Annotated in this window: 17 protein-coding genes; 6 read left to right on the forward strand and 11 right to left on the reverse strand. The window is 32.1% G+C overall.

The window, feature by feature from the left end:
* Positions 1-139 precede the first annotated feature (139 nt).
* Complete coding sequence (locus RSD37_RS01115) at positions 140-868, reverse strand: DUF975 family protein (RefSeq protein WP_346944851.1); 729 nt, start codon at positions 866-868, stop codon at positions 140-142.
* A 371-nt stretch (positions 869-1,239) separates the two neighbouring features.
* Here RSD37_RS01115 and proB point away from each other — a divergent pair, with 371 nt between their 5' ends.
* The 3 genes from proB (at position 1,240) to RSD37_RS01130 (ending at position 4,004) form a co-directional block, all read left to right on the forward strand.
* A complete protein-coding gene (gene proB / locus RSD37_RS01120) occupies positions 1,240-2,376 on the forward strand; it encodes a glutamate 5-kinase (protein WP_346944852.1) in 1,137 nt (378 codons plus the stop codon).
* A 24-nt stretch (positions 2,377-2,400) separates the two neighbouring features.
* Positions 2,401-3,654 carry a glutamate-5-semialdehyde dehydrogenase gene (locus tag RSD37_RS01125; protein ID WP_346944853.1) on the forward strand — a complete coding sequence of 418 codons (1,254 nt, stop codon included), beginning with the start codon at positions 2,401-2,403 and terminating at the stop codon, positions 3,652-3,654.
* 86 nt (positions 3,655-3,740) lie between these two features.
* Complete coding sequence (locus tag RSD37_RS01130; RefSeq protein ID WP_346944854.1) at positions 3,741-4,004, forward strand: cysteine-rich small domain-containing protein; 264 nt, start codon at positions 3,741-3,743, stop codon at positions 4,002-4,004.
* A gap of 110 nt (positions 4,005-4,114) precedes the next feature.
* Here RSD37_RS01130 and RSD37_RS01135 read toward each other — a convergent pair whose 3' ends face one another.
* Genes RSD37_RS01135 through RSD37_RS01155 form a run of 5 tightly spaced genes read right to left on the reverse strand, consistent with a single transcriptional unit; the run spans position 4,115 to position 9,107 of the window.
* The gene (locus RSD37_RS01135; RefSeq protein ID WP_346944855.1) at positions 4,115-5,377 is read right to left on the reverse strand and encodes an MFS transporter; all 1,263 of its coding nucleotides are present in this window, start codon (positions 5,375-5,377) and stop codon (positions 4,115-4,117) included.
* Positions 5,374-6,168 (reverse strand): ABC transporter ATP-binding protein, encoded by a 795-nt coding sequence (locus RSD37_RS01140; protein ID WP_346944856.1) that lies wholly within the window; start codon positions 6,166-6,168, stop codon positions 5,374-5,376. The genes RSD37_RS01135 and RSD37_RS01140 overlap by 4 nt, the downstream gene beginning before the upstream one ends.
* A 2-nt stretch (positions 6,169-6,170) precedes the next feature.
* Entirely contained in the window at positions 6,171-7,178 is a 1,008-nt protein-coding gene (locus RSD37_RS01145; protein WP_346944857.1) for an iron ABC transporter permease, read from the reverse strand.
* Positions 7,178-8,170 (reverse strand): iron ABC transporter permease, encoded by a 993-nt coding sequence (locus tag RSD37_RS01150; protein ID WP_346944858.1) that lies wholly within the window; start codon positions 8,168-8,170, stop codon positions 7,178-7,180. The genes RSD37_RS01145 and RSD37_RS01150 overlap by 1 nt, the downstream gene beginning before the upstream one ends.
* Positions 8,157-9,107 carry an iron-hydroxamate ABC transporter substrate-binding protein gene (locus RSD37_RS01155; RefSeq protein ID WP_346944859.1) on the reverse strand — a complete coding sequence of 317 codons (951 nt, stop codon included), beginning with the start codon at positions 9,105-9,107 and terminating at the stop codon, positions 8,157-8,159. The genes RSD37_RS01150 and RSD37_RS01155 overlap by 14 nt, the downstream gene beginning before the upstream one ends.
* A 282-nt stretch (positions 9,108-9,389) precedes the next feature.
* Between RSD37_RS01155 and RSD37_RS01160 the strand changes: the two genes are divergently transcribed.
* The gene (locus RSD37_RS01160) at positions 9,390-10,394 is read left to right on the forward strand and encodes a helix-turn-helix domain-containing protein (RefSeq protein ID WP_346944860.1); all 1,005 of its coding nucleotides are present in this window, start codon (positions 9,390-9,392) and stop codon (positions 10,392-10,394) included.
* 25 nt (positions 10,395-10,419) lie between these two features.
* Here the strand turns inward: RSD37_RS01160 and RSD37_RS01165 are convergent, their stop codons facing one another.
* The 3 genes from RSD37_RS01165 to RSD37_RS01175 form a co-directional block, all read right to left on the reverse strand.
* Entirely contained in the window at positions 10,420-12,075 is a 1,656-nt protein-coding gene (locus RSD37_RS01165; RefSeq protein WP_346944861.1) for an ABC transporter permease, read from the reverse strand.
* Between the two features lie 2 nt (positions 12,076-12,077).
* A complete protein-coding gene (locus RSD37_RS01170) occupies positions 12,078-12,860 on the reverse strand; it encodes an ABC transporter ATP-binding protein (protein WP_346944862.1) in 783 nt (260 codons plus the stop codon).
* A gap of 414 nt (positions 12,861-13,274) precedes the next feature.
* Positions 13,275-14,060 carry a nuclease-related domain-containing protein gene (locus tag RSD37_RS01175; RefSeq protein ID WP_346944863.1) on the reverse strand — a complete coding sequence of 262 codons (786 nt, stop codon included), beginning with the start codon at positions 14,058-14,060 and terminating at the stop codon, positions 13,275-13,277.
* A gap of 206 nt (positions 14,061-14,266) precedes the next feature.
* On the opposite strand from RSD37_RS01175, the gene RSD37_RS01180 reads away from it, so the two are divergent.
* Positions 14,267-16,951: an FAD-dependent oxidoreductase gene (locus RSD37_RS01180; protein ID WP_346944890.1), complete on the forward strand. Its 2,685-nt coding sequence runs from the start codon at positions 14,267-14,269 to the stop codon at positions 16,949-16,951.
* A gap of 9 nt (positions 16,952-16,960) precedes the next feature.
* Positions 16,961-17,305, forward strand: coding sequence for a hydrogenase maturation nickel metallochaperone HypA (locus RSD37_RS01185; RefSeq protein ID WP_346944864.1), 345 nt, complete (start codon positions 16,961-16,963; stop codon positions 17,303-17,305).
* A 135-nt stretch (positions 17,306-17,440) separates the two neighbouring features.
* Here the strand turns inward: RSD37_RS01185 and RSD37_RS01190 are convergent, their stop codons facing one another.
* Positions 17,441-18,160, reverse strand: a complete 720-nt coding sequence (locus tag RSD37_RS01190) for a hypothetical protein (protein ID WP_346944865.1) — start codon at positions 18,158-18,160, stop codon at positions 17,441-17,443.
* 206 nt (positions 18,161-18,366) lie between these two features.
* Positions 18,367-19,170, reverse strand: a complete 804-nt coding sequence (locus RSD37_RS01195) for an acyl-CoA dehydratase activase (RefSeq protein ID WP_346944866.1) — start codon at positions 19,168-19,170, stop codon at positions 18,367-18,369.
* Positions 19,171-19,172 lie beyond the last annotated feature (2 nt).

The following is a 19,172-nucleotide window of genomic DNA, read 5'->3' on the forward strand; positions in this document are numbered from 1 at the left end:
TATAAAATATATACTATGGGAATTTAGGATAAAAACCATTGTAAACAAAAATAATAGCCAGTTGAAGTAAATCTTTCACTTCAACTGGCCATTTAAAAACTCTTTATTCTTACAAAATTTAACTATCTAGTAAAGTATTTTAAAAAACTTCTTCTTTTCTAAGATTAAGTTCTTCATATGTGCACATGCCATTATTTATAGCAATTGCCCTTAATTTTAAATACAATTCTGCATTTGTAGAATCTTCATAAGGTCTAACAAATAATGTTCCTATCCCTAAAGCTAGTGCACCTAAGAAATACCACCCTATGAAAGATAAATCCAATATCCATATATCGCACTTATGCCCCATTGTCATTTCATTACTTAATTCTACAGCTCTGTTATATCCTATATTAGGATTATCAGCTAAAATATAGGGTACCATTCTATATGCATAGCTTTTTATAATACCCGGTATTATAAGTAATAATGTCCATAAAAATATTAATACTCCCCTATAAAGCATTGCTTTAATAATTTCTATATATCTGTTCCCTTCAAAAGCAAATCCTAAATATCCCATATTAACATCATCTTCTGCTGCACGTATAAAATATTTTCTTCCACCCACTTCTAAAACATATCCTAAAAATACTCTTATTAAAAACACAACTATAACAAAAATAATTACTATTGTAATTATTGACTCATACTGAATACCAAACCTATCTGCAGACCATTTAACATCTCTAGAACCTGTTCCATTTCCGCCACCACTTTCACTTCCACCAATAAACATAATAACTAAACTGATTAAAAATGCCTTCCAATAGGATTTTTTCAATACCGCCTTAGCTCTTGTTTTTAATTCAACTCTATCCCACATACTGAACCCCCACATTATTATATCTAATAATATAATCTTAACATAATATAACTATTTTGTATTCGCAATTACAAAATATCAGCCCGTAAGTTTACGACGCTAGCTATAGTTCTAATTTTAAAAGTTTAAAATTCCACCCATGAAAATATGCAAATTTTTATCTGATATCTAGTCACTGTAGCACTCTCCTCTTATTGCAGTTTTAGACATATTTCTACAACCAATAAACCTAATTTCTTTACTCATATGTACACTTTTATGATATAATTTATTAAATTAAATAGGTAAGGCATATGAAAATAAATAATAAGTCAAAGATGCCTAAAGTAAATTATACTAATAATTATTCACATTTAGAGAGGAGAAATATTGTGACTACTGTTGATAGAAATTATTACTTACACCAAGTTAAGCGAGTTGTTATAAAAGTTGGAACCTCAACATTAACTCATTCAACTGGATTATTGAATTTCGAAAGAATAGAAAAATTAGTTCGTCAAATTTCAGATATTAATAACAAAGGTATTGAGGTTATTCTTGTTTCATCTGGTGCAATAGCTGCGGGAATGGGGAAATTAGGGCTTAAAATTAGGCCAAAAACTATTCCTGAAAAACAAGCTGCTGCTGCCGTTGGTCAAGGAACTTTAATCCATATGTACGGAAAATTCCTATCTGAATATGGTAAAGTCGGAGCTCAGATTTTATTAACTAGAGATGATATGTCTGATAGAAAAAGATTCCTTAATATACGGAATACTTTTTTTTCTTTACTTGAAGCTAATGTTATTCCAATCGTTAATGAAAATGATGCTGTGGTAGTTGATGAAATTAAATTTGGGGATAATGATACTTTATCTGCTATGGTAACTAGTTCAGTGGAAGGTGATTTGCTTATAATTCTTTCTGATATCCATGGTTTATATGATAGTAATCCTAAAAATAATCCTAAAGCTTCTCTTATTAGCGATGTCATTGAAATAACTGACGACATAATTTCTTGTGCTGGACAAGCTGGCTCTAGTTTAGGAACAGGAGGAATGATTACTAAATTAAATGCTGCAAAGATTGCTGTTAGTGCTGGTGCATCCATGGTTATCGTAAATGGTTCTGAAGAAAATGTACTTAATAGAGTTCTTGATGGAGAAAATTTAGGTACCTTTTTCCACCCTAATACTAATAAATTAAATGCTCGCAAACATTGGCTTGCATATGGTACTAACGTATCTGGTATGATAATTATTGATTCCGGTGCTGAGAAAGCAATTATTAATAAACATACAAGCTTATTACCAAAAGGTGTATTAGAAATTTCAGGTGTTTTTGGTGAAGGTGATGTAGTTTCTATTGAAAATGAAGAAGGTAAAGTCATAGCTCAAGGAATAACTAATTTTAGTTCTGAGGATATTAATTCTATAAAAGGCGTAAATTCTAATAAAATCGAATCAATTCTAGGTTATAAAAGCTATAATGTGGTTATTCATACTAATAATATGGTTTTACTTTTCTAAAAAAACTAATAAGGAGGTATTGTTTTGAATATTGAATGTCATGTAATTGAAAAAGGTAAGTTAGCCAAAGAAGCTAGTAGAACTATGTCTACTATAAGTACCAACATAAAAAATAAAGCCCTTCTATCAATGGCTGAAGCTTTAATAACTAGGCAATCTGAAATTTTTACAGCTAATGCCTTAGATATGCAGAATGGAAAAGCTAAAAAACTATCTGAATCTCTTCTGGATAGGTTACTATTAAATGAAGATAGAGTAAATTCTATGGCTCAAGGGTTAAGAGAAGTTGCCTCATTAGATGATCCTATCGGTGAAGTGGTTAGAATGTTTACTCGCCCAAACTGTCTTCAAATTGGGGAAGTAAGAGTTCCTCTTGGGGTTATAGGCATCATTTATGAAGCAAGACCAAATGTAACTGTAGATGCTGCTGCTATTTGTATTAAGGCCGGAAGTTCTGTTATTTTAAAAGGTGGAAAAGAAGCTTTTAATTCAAATATGAAAATTGGAGAGATTATATCTACCGCTGCTGAAGAAGCTGGATTACCAAAAGGATGTATCAACCTTATTGAAACCACTGAAAGAGAAGCTGTACATAAAATGATGACCTTGAATCAATATATTGATGTTTTGATACCAAGGGGTGGTGCTGGTTTAATACAGTCAGTAGTAAATAATTCTACAGTACCAGTAATTGAAACTGGAGTAGGAAATTGCCATGTGTTTGTTGATGAAAGTGCAGACATTAACAATGCTATAGATATCGTTATTAATGGTAAAACTCAAAGACCTGCAGTTTGTAATGCCCTTGAAACATTATTGGTTCATAAAACAATTGCCCAAAATTTCTTACCTTCACTTTCACAAAGGCTGCTTAACTATAATGTAGAAATTAGAGGTTGTGAAAAAACACTTAAAATACTTCCTGATGCAACCCCTGCCATAGAAAGCGATTGGGAAAATGAATTTTTAGATTTAATTTTAGCTGTGAAAATTGTAGATTCTATTGAAGATGCTATGGATCACATATATAAATATGGTACAAAACACTCTGAAGCCATCTTAACTAAAGATTACATTAATTCTCAAAAATTCTTAAAAGAAGTTGATGCCGCTGCCGTATATGTAAATGCTTCAACTAGATTCACAGATGGAAGTGAATTTGGATTTGGTGCTGAGATAGGCATAAGTACACAAAAACTTCATGCAAGAGGCCCTATGGGGATTAAACAGCTTACTTCAAGTAAATACATTATTTATGGAACTGGACAGATTAGATAAATTCAGTTTTTAAATTAGGCTATGTTTAATAACAGTGTTGCTAGTATAATTATATCGTGTCTAAAATAATTTAGGGGGAGTTATAAATGAGCGAAAATTACAAGTTTTTTAATCATAAGAATTGTGAATTCTTTCCTTGTCATAATACTAATAAACCTGATGAGTTTAACTGCTTATTCTGCTATTGTCCACTATATGCTCTAGGTCCTGACTGTGGTGGAAATCCAAAGTACACTGAAAATGGCATAAAGGACTGCTCTCAATGTTTATTACCTCATAACAAAAAAAATTATGAGTATATAATGAGTAGATTCCAAGATATAGTTAAGGCAACTAAGAAAAAGGACTAGCTAGTTTATTAAAAGCAAAAACCATATCACTCACCGGTGATATGGTTTTTTGTATATTATTCTAAATATCCCCCTGTATAGAAGCTTGTTAAATAAATTATCTTCTATTTTTATTCCAATTCTCTTACATTCCATTTAATAAATAGTATAAGTCCAAAGTTAATTATTGCTGTTACTAATAAGATTATTCCTATCGGTATTCCCATATCTATTACTTGTCCAAATATCAATTGTCCTGGCGCAACGCTTATAGTTGCTACTGCTGTTGAAAAGGCTGATACACGGCCTAGCATATCACCTGGTATTTCTTTTTGTATAAATGTAAGGGTTAATACATTTGATAAGGCTAACGATAACATAATTGCCATACCACTAATTGCAAAAAGTCCTGCTAAAGTATAATTATTTAACCTTATAAATCCTAAGGTAGACATTAGGATAATCCCTGCTATCATAGGTAAATATGTATAATGGATTTTTTTCATTGAGAACATCTTTGGTTTTAAACTTATTAAGAGACCTCCTAATATCATACCTAAGACGCATATTCCTTCTACTATTCCATAAACTTCTGAAGGAAGTCCAAGTAATATGTTTATGAAGTATGGAGCAACTATTGATAATATAGGCACCAAGAAAATATTTCCGAAGGCATAGGAAGCTATAATTCCTAAAACAATTTTCTTCTCATCTTTTAAATAAATAAAGCTATTTTTCATATCTATAAAGGACTTTTTCACAAAATCCATTGATAATAATTTTTCTTTTTCTTTATTTTCACCACTACAGGTTACTTTTTCATTTTTAACCACATCTGGAATTTCTAAGAATAATTCCATTATTGCTGATACTAGGAAGCTTACTGCATTTATTACTACTATCAGTTTTATACCAACTAATCCGTAAAGTATTCCTGCAAGTATTGGCCCTGCAAAGTTTACAACTGAACCCACTTGGTTTATTATTCCATTTGCTGAAGTAAGCTTATCTTCATCTACAATTTGTGGAATTGAAGATACTACTGCTGGTCCATATAATGTATAGCAAATTGATAATATAAACATAACGGCTCCAACTATAAACTCACTGTCGCTGACCTTAAATAATATAAAGGCATAACCTCCAATTAATATTGAACAAAGTAAATCTAAGTATACCATTATCTTTTTTCTATTTACATTATCTGAAAGCCAGCCTGCAATTGGTGCAAATAAAATATAAGGAATCGTTGATATTGCAAGTATTTTAGCAAAGGTAGCGGTACTCCCTGTGAATTCTAGTAAATATAAGGACATACTAAATCTTTGGATTGTATTTCCAAAAAGTGAAATAATCTGCCCTATGGCTATTATTATAAAGTTTTTATTTTTCATGGACTCTCCCTTAAAAGATCATACTCCATACATACCGGATATTCTCCATTTTCACTTTTTTTAAGGTTGGCATTTATCCCATATATTTCTTTTAAATTTATTTTATTAATTACTTCCATCGGTTTCCCTTCACAAATAATCTTTCCTTTTTTAAGACCAATTATATTATCTGCAAATCTACATGCGTTATTAAGTTCATGAAGAACTATAACTACTGTAATATTTTTTTCCCTATTAAGCTTTTGAAGCACTTCTAAAACCTCAAGCTGATAAGACATATCTAAGTAGGTTGTAGGCTCATCCAGCATTATAATCTCTGTTTCTTGAGCTAAGGTCATTGCAATCCAAGCTCTTTGCCTTTGTCCCCCAGATAAATTTTCAACTTCTCTATCTGCAAATTCACTAAGGCCTGTTTCTTCTATTGCCCAGTCAATAACCTCTTTATCATGGGTATTAAGGCCACCAATAATTTTTTGATGTGGAAATCTTCCATAAGCCACAAGTTCCCTTACTGTAAGTCCACTTGGACAAACTGGTCCTTGTGGAAGAAAAGCAACTTCTTTTGCTATATTTTTTTCTTTTATTTTCTTTATATTTTTATCATTTATGAAGATATCTCCACTTTTAGGCTTATTAATTCTAGATATAGTTTTTAGGAGTGTTGACTTTCCGCATCCATTAGCTCCTATTATTATACTTATTTTCCCCCTTGGTATTGATAAATCCATATCTTCAATTATAATGTTATCTTCATATGAAACTGATAAATTCTTTACACTAATAGCTTCCATAATTATTTCTCCTTCATCATTAAATAAATAAAATATGGTACTCCAAATATCGATACTGTTATTCCCACTGGAATTTCAATTGGAGAAAACAAATTTCTTGAAACCGCGTCAGCAAGAAGAATTATTATAACACTTATTACTGCTGATATTACAACAAAGTTCTTGTGATAAGGTCCCACTAGCTTCTTTGCAATATGAGGTGATATAAGTCCTAAAAATCCAATATTTCCTGCAAAGGCTGTTGCAGTTCCGGCTAATATAACTGCGAAGCTTAAAAACTTCTTTCTTTCTCTTTCTATATTTAATCCTAAAGATAATGCAAGTTCATCTGAAAGATTTAAAACATCTAGCTTCTTATGATTTAATAAAACTACAATAAACATTAAAGTTACTATTGGTATAATTACTTTTGCATAGCTCCATCCTGAACCCCAAAGGCTTCCTGATGTCCAAACTAACACTCTGTTGTAATCCCCAACACCTCCTCTAAATGTAAAAAATGAAATAAAGGCATTAAGACCTGCATTTAATCCAATCCCTATTAATAAAAGCCTTTTAGGTCTTATCCCATTTCTGCTAGACAGCATATATATTATAAAAGAAGCTACTCCTGCTCCCACTATAGCCATAAGAGGTAATACAAAAATTGAAAGCTGTCCAAGTTCACTATAATAGTTTGTAGTCTGATAAGTAATAAATAACACTGCTGCCACCGCTGCTCCAGCATTTATGCCTATTATTCCTGTGTCTGCTAAATCATTTTTAGTTATAGTTTGAAGAATACATCCTGCCGTTGATAAGGCAATGGCAACAAAGGTTCCAACTAAAAGTCTTGGTAATCTAATACTTAATATTGCTGTGTTTTGAAGCTTCGTTCCATTTCCAAGAATGGTATTTATAACTTCCAACGCAGAGACCTTATATGTACCCCAGCATAAGGAAACTCCAAAGGAGATAAGTAATAAAGCTAATAAAATTATTAAAACTAATTTAAATCTTTTTTTCTTCATTATCCTCTCTCCTTTCTAGCTACTGATATGAAAAATGGTATTCCTATTAAGGCTGTAAATATTCCAATTGGAGTTTCATAAGGATTAAATATCATTCTTGCTGCAATATCTGCATAAGTCAAAAGAACTGCTCCAAGTAAAAAGGAGCATGGTATATCTCTTCTATAATCTTCTCCTAATATTTTTTTAACTATTTGAGGAACTATAAGCCCAACAAAGGCTATATTTTTACCAACCGCTACTGCTGCTGCACACATTGGAATCATAACCATTAGCGTTGTAAATCGTATTCTTTGTGGATTTTCTCCAAGTCCAATGGCAACATCATCTCCAAGATTTAATATATTTATCTTTGGTGATAATAAAATCGCTATAATGAGTCCTATAATTCCCACGATAAATACCAATCTAAAATCTGACCAGCCTGCATTTCTAAAGCCCCCAGCCACCCAAAAACCTATCATTTGAGATTGGTTTGATAATAATCCGATTATTGTAGTTAATGAAATAAAAAATGTACTCATAGCTGTTCCTGCTAAAAGTATCTTTGCAATGGAATTATTATTTGCTCTTTTTGATATAAATCCTAAAACTATAATTCCAGTTATCAGTGCTCCAATAAGAGAAGCTATCATTACATTTTTAGTGTTTATTGCAATTCCTGCTGCATAAAAAATAGATATTACTAAGGTTGCTCCCTGGCTAACCCCTAATATAGATGGCTCAGCTATTGGGTTCCTTGTAACCCCTTGAATCATAGCACCTGTTACTCCTAAAATACCGCCTGTTAACAATACAGAAAGTGCTCTTGGAATACGTACATCTCTAACTAACATAAGCTCTAAGGTTTCACTGTAATTAAAGATGCTATTCCAAATATCTGAAAAATTAATATGGACGGATCCTAGCCTTACAGCTAGAATCAGTCCTACTACTAGAAGTAACAAACTACAAATCACAAAAATTGTTGTATGTTTCTTACTTTGTTTCATTTAACATTTCACCTATTTCATCTACTAATAAATTTTTTCCAATTGAGCTATATCCTTGGTTAAAGTATGGTGATGAATCTAATACTACAACATGACCTTCTTTAACTGCAGGTAAGCTGTTCCAAATTGCATTGCTTTCAAGCTCTGCTAAATCTTCTGCTGTTGCTATTAAAAATATATTATCTGTTTTAATTGATGCTAGCCCTTCATAAGTTACAACTGGAAGGCTGATATCACTTTGCTCTGGCATTCCTTTTGGTTTTGCAAGTCCCATATCTTCATATAGTACATCACCAAAAGCTGCTCCATCAAAGACAAAGAACTGTCCGCCACTTGCAAGGAATGAAAGATATGTTGTATCTTCGCCATATTCTGCTTTAATCTTGTCTCCAGCTTCAGTAGCCTTTGCTTCATAATCTGCCAACCATTTATTTGCTGCATCCTCTTTATTAAATGCTTTTGCAAAAGCCTTAACATCGTCTTTCCAATTTAAAGCTTCTAATTCAATCATAACTGTTGGAGCAATTTCACTTAACTGGTCATACATTTTCTCTTGAACTGTTGATATAATTATTAAGTCTGGGTTTAAGTTCATAACTGCTTCTACATCCATAGTATCCTGCATGCTATATCCTAAAATTTCTGCTCCCTTTAATGTATCCTCTAAATAAGAAGGGAACTTAGTGTAATCATAGGCATCACTGTTTGCAGTTCCTATAACCTTATATCCTAAAATTGATAAAATATCACTATTACCACTTAAATCTACTATTCTTTCAGGTTCTGCTGGTATCTCAACTTCTCCTCTTACATCTGTAACTTTTATGGTGTTTTCTGATGACTTATCATCTCCTGAATTATCCTTAACTCCACAACCCACAAGCATCATAGCCGCTATACAAGAAACTGCTAATGTCTTTAATAAATTTTTTTTCATAATGTACCTCCATATATTCTTCATAGATTATTTGCACGTAACTGCTTATCTGTTTCAATTGTATATGATATTCATTCTCACTTCAATATTTACACCCAATTTAATAAATTTATCACCTCTTAGAATAATTTCTGTTATAATAAATAATATTCTTAAAAATATTATATCCAAAGGTAACTAAAATAAATTTAGCATCTTATAATTAATATTTGAAGCTTAATACGTATTAATTTAAACCTAATATTTAATATAATAAAACCTATAAAAAGTGAGGAAGAACCTATGATTTGTAAAACAACAAAAGAATTTCAAATTAGAGTTTTAAATAAAATGACTTTTACACCCTATGAAATGGGAAACTATACTATTTATAAAAATGAAGATAAACCAGAACTAGGGTACTTTATTAAATATAGCAGAGAAGGATATTATGACTTCGGAATTGGTGATTATACTATCCCCTTAAATTTTTCCCTTGCCTTTGAACATACTGAAGAATTAATCCGCTTTGGAACAGTATATACTGGAGAGACTAAATTTAAAATTGAAAATAACCCTGTTTCTTCTTTTAGTCCTTCCTCATTTTTTGTAGCTGAAAAAGGAATAAAAGGGACTCAGGCTTGGATAAAAGGTCAGCACTTTCATGGTGCTGAAATAACAATTTATAAAAAATACTTTGATGAAGTAATAAAGCCAAACTTCCCTAATACTATAGATTTTGATAATTTTATCATAAACTATACTTATCACTATCTACCTCTTGAAATAGCTTCTATTATTCAAAATTTAAGAAGCCTGGCTGAAGTTTACCGTCTAACTCCCTTACATTTAGAAAGTAAGGTTCTAGAATCTATTTCATTACTTCACAATGAGATATCTTCTTCACCACAAAATGTTTTTACTAACCAATTGAATTATGGAGATGTTAAAATAGGTAAAACCAGACGTATTACTCTAACTGCCTCAGATTCAATTGCAATACAAAAAGCTCATGATATTCTAACAAAGGAAGCTTGTAATCCTCCTACTATCAAGAGCTTAAGTAAAACAGTATTTCTAAATGAACAAAAATTAAAAGCAGGTTTTTTAGCAAAATATCATATGCCTATGGGTAAATACACTAATTCCATTAAAATGACCATGGCAGAAAATTTATTATCTACAACAGAATTAAGTATTGATGAAATCTCTAAAATCATTGGATACAATCATAGTGGAAACTTCGTAAAAATGTTTAAAAAGGTTCATGGAAAAACACCACTAGCTTTTAGGAAAATGGAAGTATAGGTAGGTAGTCTCATGTGGGTTTGTTTTAGTTACTTAATTTAATTGTTTTAAAAATTACTTTACTCCATAATATAAAATTTAAGCAAACAAGAATTAGTCCATAAATCATAAGTAGCATTATCCTTTGACCTAAAAAGCTATGAATAAGAGTTCCTACTCCCACTACACAAAATGAAATTATCATATTTATTAAATTTGAACTTCTATCAGCTACATTAAACTCCTCAGTAAAAGGAACTGAAAATTTATTTATCCTGTAAAAAGTAGGAATTAACAAACTTATAAACAATAACGCTATAATCAAATGAATTATTACCTTAATTCTAAAGCATAGGATAAATAGAATACTCTCAAATGTATAAATAGGTAACACCATGGTAAATAGAAAAGCTTTATAGCAACCTTTATAAATATCCCCTTCATTAATTAAAGGTGTTGATTTAAATATCCAAGCTGCCTTATGGTATTGTGAATACTGCAGCATAATCATAATCGATGGTATCATTGCTGCAAAAAAATATATATTTAAATAATATTTAGAATTGGCTATGTTATTTTGCCACTCAGAAAAGCTACTGAAATTATTATTCTGTGAAAATATAAATATAAATAGCACTGGAAAAATAATTGTAAAACCTAAGCTTGGATAAACTTTCAACTTAAATTCTCTTTCCTTCTTCATAATGGAATTTGTTAATTTATAATATGCCTTCTCTGTATTACTTCCGCAAAACAAGGTTCCTATTTTAAAGAATATACTCTTTCTCTTTTCTTTTTCCTTTGAATCATTATTATTTAATTTGGATAAATATAATTCAAAATTATTGCTTTGTTTAATATATATTATTATTGAAACTAAGGGAATTAAACATGCAATTATTACTAAAAAAGCATTTAATATTGTTGCCTTACCACCATCAATTAAATATATTGGTGCTGAAAACCACATTGGAGGACATAATATATGCCATAGCTTCTCATTATATACAATATTAGAATCTACTAAGTCGAAAACTCTACCCACCAATTGATACCCTATTGCCATAACTATGGTTAGGATTATCTGTACATAATTAATAATATCTTTTACCTTTTCACCGTTAAAGAATCTTAATATAAGAAAATATAATAATGCAGTGATTACAATCATAAACACATCAATTATAAAAATCTCTAATATAAATATAATACCTATTAATATACCTGATTTAAAGGATCCTATAATTGCAAGCCATCCTAAAGATACTGAAATCAAAAACACATAATAACAAATATGAGTTATCTTTGCTGCATTAACAGTTCTATTATTTACCCCTCTTATAGCTATTAGATTTCTATCTCTTACATCTAATAATACTGAAGAAAAATCTGATATGAATACGGTTAAAATTATAAACATAAACATTGCAAAAACCATGGTATATACATACATCTTATTTATAGATGAAAATGTTAGCATACCTATAAAGAGCCCCATAAAACCATAAAAGAATAAACTCTTAAAGAACTTATTGCTATCTTCATTTTTTTCACTATTATTTTGCATAATAGTAGGAACTCGTCTTTCATCCATTGTTAGCTTAATTTTTAATATTAGTATCATTTTTTCATAATCAACACCAAATTTCTCATATACACCTTTAAATTTATCTAGAAATTTTAAAAACTTAAACTCCTTCATAATTACACCTCATTAATAATTGATGCTATAGTTTCTGCAATCTCTTTATGCTCATTAAACCCAGTTAATTGATTAAATATCCCTTCAAGAGAACCTTCCTTACTACTTTCTTGAAGTTCATGAAAACTACCGTTAGCTACTATACATCCATTATTAATTAGTACAATTCTATGGCTTATTTTTTCAACAACCTCCATAATATGAGATGAATAAAATATTGTTTTTCCTTGGGCTGCAAGGGAATTCAATAATTCCTTTACTATCATTACACTATTTGCATCTAATCCACTTAAAGGCTCATCTAAAAACAAAATATCAGGATTATGTAAAAGACTAGAAATCAATACAATCTTTTGCTTCATCCCCTTAGAACAGGCACCTAATCTTGTATGCATACAATCTCCAATACCTAATAACTCCATCATCCCTTCGGCTTTTTTATAGGATTTTTCTTCACTTAATCCATATAGCTCACCTACAAAAGTCAAATACTCCTTAGCTGTTAAGCTTTCATAAAGCTCTGCCACCTCCGGAACATACCCTATTCGTTTTTTATATTCTCCATTTCCATTTTTAATATTTTCTCCAAATAAAAGTATCTCTCCATCACTGGAATCTATTAATCCTAATATAATTTTAACTGTAGTACTTTTTCCTGCCCCATTTGGTCCAATATATCCTATTATTTCACCTTTGTTTACCTCTAAATTTATTCCACGCAGTACTTGTTTTCCACCAAATTGTTTTGTTAACCCTGTTATTTCTAATATCTTATTATCCACCATATCCACCTCAAAATAATTTTTTAATTTAGGCATCTTCAAAAAATAAATAAGTCAGTATGTTCGACTATTTTGTGTTACACTGCGTCAGTAGAACCCTTAGATGGCGCTACCATCTGCGGAACCTGCTTCCTTGTCTAACTCAAAATATTCTTCACATCTTTGACTTGTTATTTATTTTCAGATGCCTTAGGCAAAGTTTTAAATCAGTGTTGATAAAGACTTTATATTATCTATATAAACATAGCCTTAATTTAATATGTTTTAGCATTTTTATTTAAATATTTATGATATTTTAAATTATCACTTTACTAATTAATAATAGCATATTCACCTTGATTTTACCATTTTTTTCATCTTATGGATATTAAAAAATCAATGATGTATACAGAAAAATATAGTATAGGATAACTCACTTTATGAGGTTATTTCTATAGTTTTAGATAAAAAATCCTCTTCTATCAATGAATATTTTTTATAATAATTAATATCAACATTTTTATTATTTTCAACCAAAAATCTTGCTACATTCTCCATTATATCTTCAAAGGCTTCCCCTGATTTTTCATGATTTTTCATTTCTTTATTTAATACATCTGTAATTTGATCATACTTGAAAATCTCTTTTTTAATTCTAGCTGGTGCCTTAGTTCTATTTATAATACACTTAGGATTTGATATTACCACTTTTGATATTATTGAAAATGTCTTTATAAGCCCATTTCTAACTAGTATCTCCCTAAGAATTCTAACATGTCTATCATTTTGAACTATAGGACTATACATGTCTTCCTTTTTAATAACATTACCATCTTTATTCTTTATAGCTCTAGTAAATTCACCAGCTTCATTTATGTAAATATCGCCATTCAGCTGTTTTGTTTCAAGTACCATAATAAACCTATGAGTTATAATTACAAAATCTAATTGAGCTACCTCATCTCTATCCTGCAATCTAATATCATGAAGGCATATCATTGGCACTTTACTATTTTTTATCTCATAATCTACATTTTTTTCCCCAACTAACCCAATCTTCAATAATTTTATATCTCTATCTATAAATGCTTTTTTATTTTTATTCTTAACTCTTTCACTAAGTTCTTCAAGATCCTTTAATTGGCTGTTTCCCGTTGTAAACTCCTTGTAGTAAATGTGACTATTAACATATTTTATCCCTAGAAAATTTTTTAAAAATGACATTGTGTTATCCCCCTAATCATCCCTCATTAGAAGCATTGTATCACATTTGTATATATTATGCTAATATGCTATTTATACCCATAAATTAAGATTCAGGTGCTAATTATTGCATAAAGTTTGACTTTAATTAGTATAAATAATGATAATAATATATTTATCCTAAAATTTATATAGGAGGTAACCCTATGGCAACAAGACCACTCATTATGAAATTAGCAAAAAAGATTAGCATAGAATCTCTCACCTATACTGGTATTAAGGAAACTGACCCTGAGTATAAGATACTTGACCCTGTTGTTACAGATGAAATGGCTGAAGTTGGCCTTGGATTGAAGGTAAGAAAAGCTCTAACTACTGCTAACGTTGCAAAAAAACTTGGCAAACCTGAGGATTACTGTAATGAACAATTGTTAAAACTTGCCGATGTTGGTGTCTGCAAAGTCTCCAAAAATAAAGATGGTGTGGATATCTGGACTTTACCAATCTGGGTTCCAGGCATTATGGAAATGATGGTGGCAAACAAACCAAATGTTGAAAAATATCCTGTCATTGCAGAATGTTTTGAAGAATATACCATCAAAAGAACTGCATTACTGGCTCCTAACATGCCTGTTGGTAACGGGCTTATGCGTGTTATCCCAGTAGAAAAAGCCATATCGGGAGAAACCAAAGCCCGCACCTTTGAAGAAATTTCAGATTATATTGAAAAAGCTTATATTCTTTCTGTATCTGACTGTTCCTGCCGTAGAAGCCGTAGACTTATGAATGAAGGTTGTGGACATCTTGAAACAGACATGTGTATCCAACTCAATGACGGAGCAGAGTACTATATTCGCACTGGTAAAGGAAGACAAATCACAAAGAAAGAAGCATATGAAATTATAAAGCGTGCAGAAGACAATGGTCTAGTTCATCAAACACCTAATCTAGAAGGCCCTGGTGAAACTCTTGCCATCTGTAATTGCTGCGGCTGTTCCTGTTTTGCCCTACGAGTTGGCGAATATTTTAACGCCTTCGACTTTTGCCGTTCCAACTATGTTTCAGTAGTTGATCATGAAAAGTGCGTTGGCTGTGGTCAATGTGTAGAAAACTGTCAGACCAATGCTTTGAAGCTAGGTCAGAAACTTTGCTCTAAGGCTCCTGTTGTTACTGAATTCAAACATCCTAAACCACAAAACACCATGTGGGGGAAAGATAAATGGAATCCAAACTTCCGTACTAATCGTATAAATGTTGTGGAATCCGGTACTTCTCCGTGTAAAACCAATTGCCCTGCCCATATAGGTATTCAAGGCTATATAAAATTAGCAGCACAGGGAAAATATGATGAAGCTTTAGAACTAATAAAAAAAGATAATCCATTCCCTGCAGTTTGTGGACGTATTTGCAACCGTCGTTGCGAAGATGCTTGTACACGTGGTGATGTAGATGAACCAATTGCAATTGATGAAATCAAGAAATTTATAGCTGAGCGAGATCTCAATGCAGAAACTAGATATATTCCAGCCATGGTTAACCAAACTGGAAAACCTTTCACAAACAAGATTGCTATTATCGGTGGTGGCCCTGCTGGTCTATCCTGTGCCTTCTTCCTTGCAAAGAAAGGTTACCCTGTAACAGTATTTGAAAAAGAAGAAAAACTTGGTGGCATGCTCACCTTAGGCATACCTTCTTTTAGACTTGAAAAAGATGTTGTTGAGGCTGAAATCGAAGTTCTTCGTGAAATGGGCGTTGAATTCCGAACTGGTGTAAATGTAGGCAAGGATGCGTCTCTAGACTTTCTTCGAAAGGAAGGCTACAAAGCATTCTATATTGCTATAGGTGCACAGGGTGGACGTAAAGTTGGTGTAGAAGGAGAAGATGCACTGGGTGTTATCTCTGGTATAGAATTCCTTTGTAGTGTTAATCTAGGTAAAAATATTAGACTTACTGGACGTACTGTTGTTATCGGTGGTGGTAATGTTGCGATTGACGTTGCAAGAACTGCAGTGCGTACTAGTTCTGATACTGTTTCCATGTTTTGTTTAGAATCTCGTGATATTATGCCAGCTGCTTTAGATGAAATAGAAGAAGCTGAAGCTGAAGGCATTATTATTAACAACAGCTATGGTCCTAAAAGAATTATTGTTGAAGAAGGTAAAGTCAAGGCTGTGGAATTCAAAAAATGTATTTCTGTCTTTGATGATAATAAAAGTTTCAATCCTCAATATAATGAAAAGGACACTATAATAGTAGACTGTGAAAATGTCCTTCTATCCATCGGTCAGTCTATACAGTGGGGAAATCTATTAGATAACTCAAAAGTTGAATTAAATGGGAATAACACAGTTAAGGCCGATTCATTAACTTATCAAACCACAGAGCCAGACATATTTGTTGGTGGTGATGCATATTCTGGCCCTAATTTTGCCATAGATGCAATTGCTGCTGGTAAAGAAGGTGCTATTTCTATCCATCGCTATGTACAGCCAGGTCAGAGTCTAATTATCGGACGTGACCTCAGAGAATACAAGGAACTAGATAAGGCAAATGCTGAACTTGAAAGCTATGACACAACGCCTCGTGAAAAACCACTTAATCAAGGTTCTTTGAAATCAAAGGAAACCTTCCGTGACCTACGTGGCACCTTTACTGAAGAACAGGTAAAGAAAGAAACTGAACGTTGTCTTGGATGTGGTGCAACTGTAGTTGATGAATACATGTGCGTTGGTTGTGGTATATGTACTACAAAGTGTAAATTTGATGCTATTAAATTAGTTAAAAGAACTGATGTTTACGGTGTAAAATTTGAAAAGGCAGTTACTGGAGTAATGGCTCCAAGTATGATAAAACGTGCTGGAAGAATTACACTGAAAAAATTTACGAACTTCTTCTGTAAAGAAGAAAAATAAGGAGATATTATGCATGAACTAGGAATTGTAATGAACATTGTAAAAACAATAGAAAATTTTTCTCTAGACAACAATGTGACAAAAGTGGCTTCCATTACCCTTCAAGTAGGTGAACTCTCCTCAGTGGTACCACGATATTTGCAAGAGTGCTATCCTGCTGCAACCTATAAATCTGAACTACTCCATAAAACCAAACTTAACATTGAGATTTTGCCAGCAAACTGCATCTGTCACAGTTGTGAAAAAGTCTTTAGTTTTAAAAAACATAGAAATCTATGCCCCTTGTGTGGATCTAATGACAGTGAAATCATAAGTGGTAAAGAATTCTTAATTAAGGAAATTGAAGCTTGCTAATAAACTAATAACTCAATAATATAATAGAAAGGTTGGCACCGGCCAACCTTTCTTCTTTTATACTCCAAAACAAATATACTCCAAAATAAATCCTATTATCTGTTTTTTTCAATTCTTATCCTTGTGATATTATAATCAGTTGTTTTGAGAAAAGTGAAGTTCACGCATTCCATCTACCTCATCACATATTTCTTTCAAGTTGCAGGTTGTACAATCCATCTTCAAGTTCTTGAAGATATGATCAAGACTCTCCGTAATCTGATCTGCTTGGATGATTTTCTTATTTAACTCATGGTAAGGAAAATCTGGAATAGTAATAAAAATCAGACAAGCAGCAATAATCTTAGGATTCTTGTGATACTCCCTTAGGAACAAACCTCCTACTTTTTCAAAACTAAGACCTTCTTCCAAGGCCTTTCTACTAATTCTAACTGGTTCCCTATTACTGATAGTAGAAATTCTAGACATATAACCCTTAGGTTTTATATGATACCGTGCATATTCGATCTTACGGATGGCAGTATAAGCATTATTCCCCTGGCCTAAACTTTCATCTGCCACTCTTAAAAATGCAAGACGAGCATAAGGTGTATCCCCTTGTATCTCATTTAAATCAGGTCCATAGAGCCATATTGAATCGCAATCTACCAATGCCTGTGAAGAAGTACAACCAACCCCTGTAACTGCAGGAAGATTCCCACCCCCTAGCTCATATGCCATTTCACTACGTAACACAAGATTATTATCACCTGCATCTGGCCAAGGTTCTACATCTCTGGATGTTTTTAAAAGACATCCATGTTGTCCATGAAGTAGGTCAAGACAATTTTGGATAAAATCATTATAAATCTTCATAATATATTTTTATACCTTTTTATCTGCAATTAATCACAGATTGCAATCTCTCTCAATGTTGTCATAATGCTTATTCAATATTGGTGCAAGCTTTGCAGCAACCTTCATATCTAAATTAAAGAAATATACCAACATACTAAGGAGAAACAAACCGCAGAAAACACAGATTATAATTAGTAATCCTTTCATAAAATAACTTTCCTTTCTTATCTATTTTTAGATGCAAGGCCCTTTTGACGAGCATATTCAGCAGCTCCAAGTGCCCCCATAAGCTGTGGATCTATGCTTAGATTAATAACTTTAATTTTAAGAACTTTTTCAATGGCTTCCTTCAACCCTTCATTTTTAGCGCACCCACCTGTCAATGTAATAGACTGGCTGGCTCCAGCTTTTTTTGCCATAACAAAGCAACGTTTTGCTACAGAAAGTTCAATTCCAGCTGCAATCTCATCTAATGGTTTTCCTTCACCAATTAATGATATAACCTCACTTTCAGCAAACACTGTGCATTGCGCTGTAATAGGAATCACATGCTTTGCTCCAAGGGATAATTTACAAAATTCAGGTAATGACATCTCAAAAGCATTTGCCATTGCTTCAAAGAAACGTCCTGTTCCAGCAGCACATTTATCATTCATACCAAAATTTAAAACTGTGCCATCTTTATCAATTGCAATTCCCTTAACATCTTGTCCTCCAATATCTATAATTGCTTTTACATTAGGGTCAACTACATGTACCCCCATAGCATGACAACTAATTTCAGATATATTTTCTTCTGCAAAAGGAACTTTATTACGACCATATCCTGTTCCAATTAAATAAGCTAAATCCTTTGAGCTCTTCAAATCATGTACTTGTGTTACAGCCTCCTCCAAGGCTGCTTGTGCACTAAGAACCGGGTTGCTACGACTACGACTTGTAACCGAAGCAACAATTTTACCTTTTTCATCTAAAATCACACATTTAGTATAAGTACTTCCTGCATCACAACCACCAAAATATTTCATAA

It is taken from the genome of Clostridium sp., assembly GCF_036646415.1.
Classification (GTDB): Bacteria; Bacillota; Clostridia; order Clostridiales; family Clostridiaceae; genus Clostridium_J.

Coding starts and splice junctions, on each gene's coding strand:
- RSD37_RS01115 (WP_346944851.1), bottom strand. CDS start 868: ATGTGGGATAGAGTTGAATTAAAAACAAGAGCTAAGGCGGTATTGAAA.
- RSD37_RS01130 (WP_346944854.1), top strand. CDS start 3,741: ATGAGCGAAAATTACAAGTTTTTTAATCATAAGAATTGTGAATTCTTT.
- RSD37_RS01135 (WP_346944855.1), bottom strand. CDS start 5,377: ATGAAAAATAAAAACTTTATAATAATAGCCATAGGGCAGATTATTTCA.
- RSD37_RS01140 (WP_346944856.1), bottom strand. CDS start 6,168: ATGGAAGCTATTAGTGTAAAGAATTTATCAGTTTCATATGAAGATAAC.
- RSD37_RS01145 (WP_346944857.1), bottom strand. CDS start 7,178: ATGAAGAAAAAAAGATTTAAATTAGTTTTAATAATTTTATTAGCTTTA.
- RSD37_RS01150 (WP_346944858.1), bottom strand. CDS start 8,170: ATGAAACAAAGTAAGAAACATACAACAATTTTTGTGATTTGTAGTTTG.
- RSD37_RS01155 (WP_346944859.1), bottom strand. CDS start 9,107: ATGAAAAAAAATTTATTAAAGACATTAGCAGTTTCTTGTATAGCGGCT.
- RSD37_RS01160 (WP_346944860.1), top strand. CDS start 9,390: ATGATTTGTAAAACAACAAAAGAATTTCAAATTAGAGTTTTAAATAAA.
- RSD37_RS01165 (WP_346944861.1), bottom strand. CDS start 12,075: ATGAAGGAGTTTAAGTTTTTAAAATTTCTAGATAAATTTAAAGGTGTA.
- RSD37_RS01170 (WP_346944862.1), bottom strand. CDS start 12,860: ATGGTGGATAATAAGATATTAGAAATAACAGGGTTAACAAAACAATTT.
- RSD37_RS01175 (WP_346944863.1), bottom strand. CDS start 14,060: ATGTCATTTTTAAAAAATTTTCTAGGGATAAAATATGTTAATAGTCAC.
- RSD37_RS01180 (WP_346944890.1), top strand. CDS start 14,267: ATGAAATTAGCAAAAAAGATTAGCATAGAATCTCTCACCTATACTGGT.
- RSD37_RS01185 (WP_346944864.1), top strand. CDS start 16,961: ATGCATGAACTAGGAATTGTAATGAACATTGTAAAAACAATAGAAAAT.
- RSD37_RS01190 (WP_346944865.1), bottom strand. CDS start 18,160: ATGAAGATTTATAATGATTTTATCCAAAATTGTCTTGACCTACTTCAT.
- RSD37_RS01195 (WP_346944866.1), bottom strand. CDS start 19,170: ATGAAATATTTTGGTGGTTGTGATGCAGGAAGTACTTATACTAAATGT.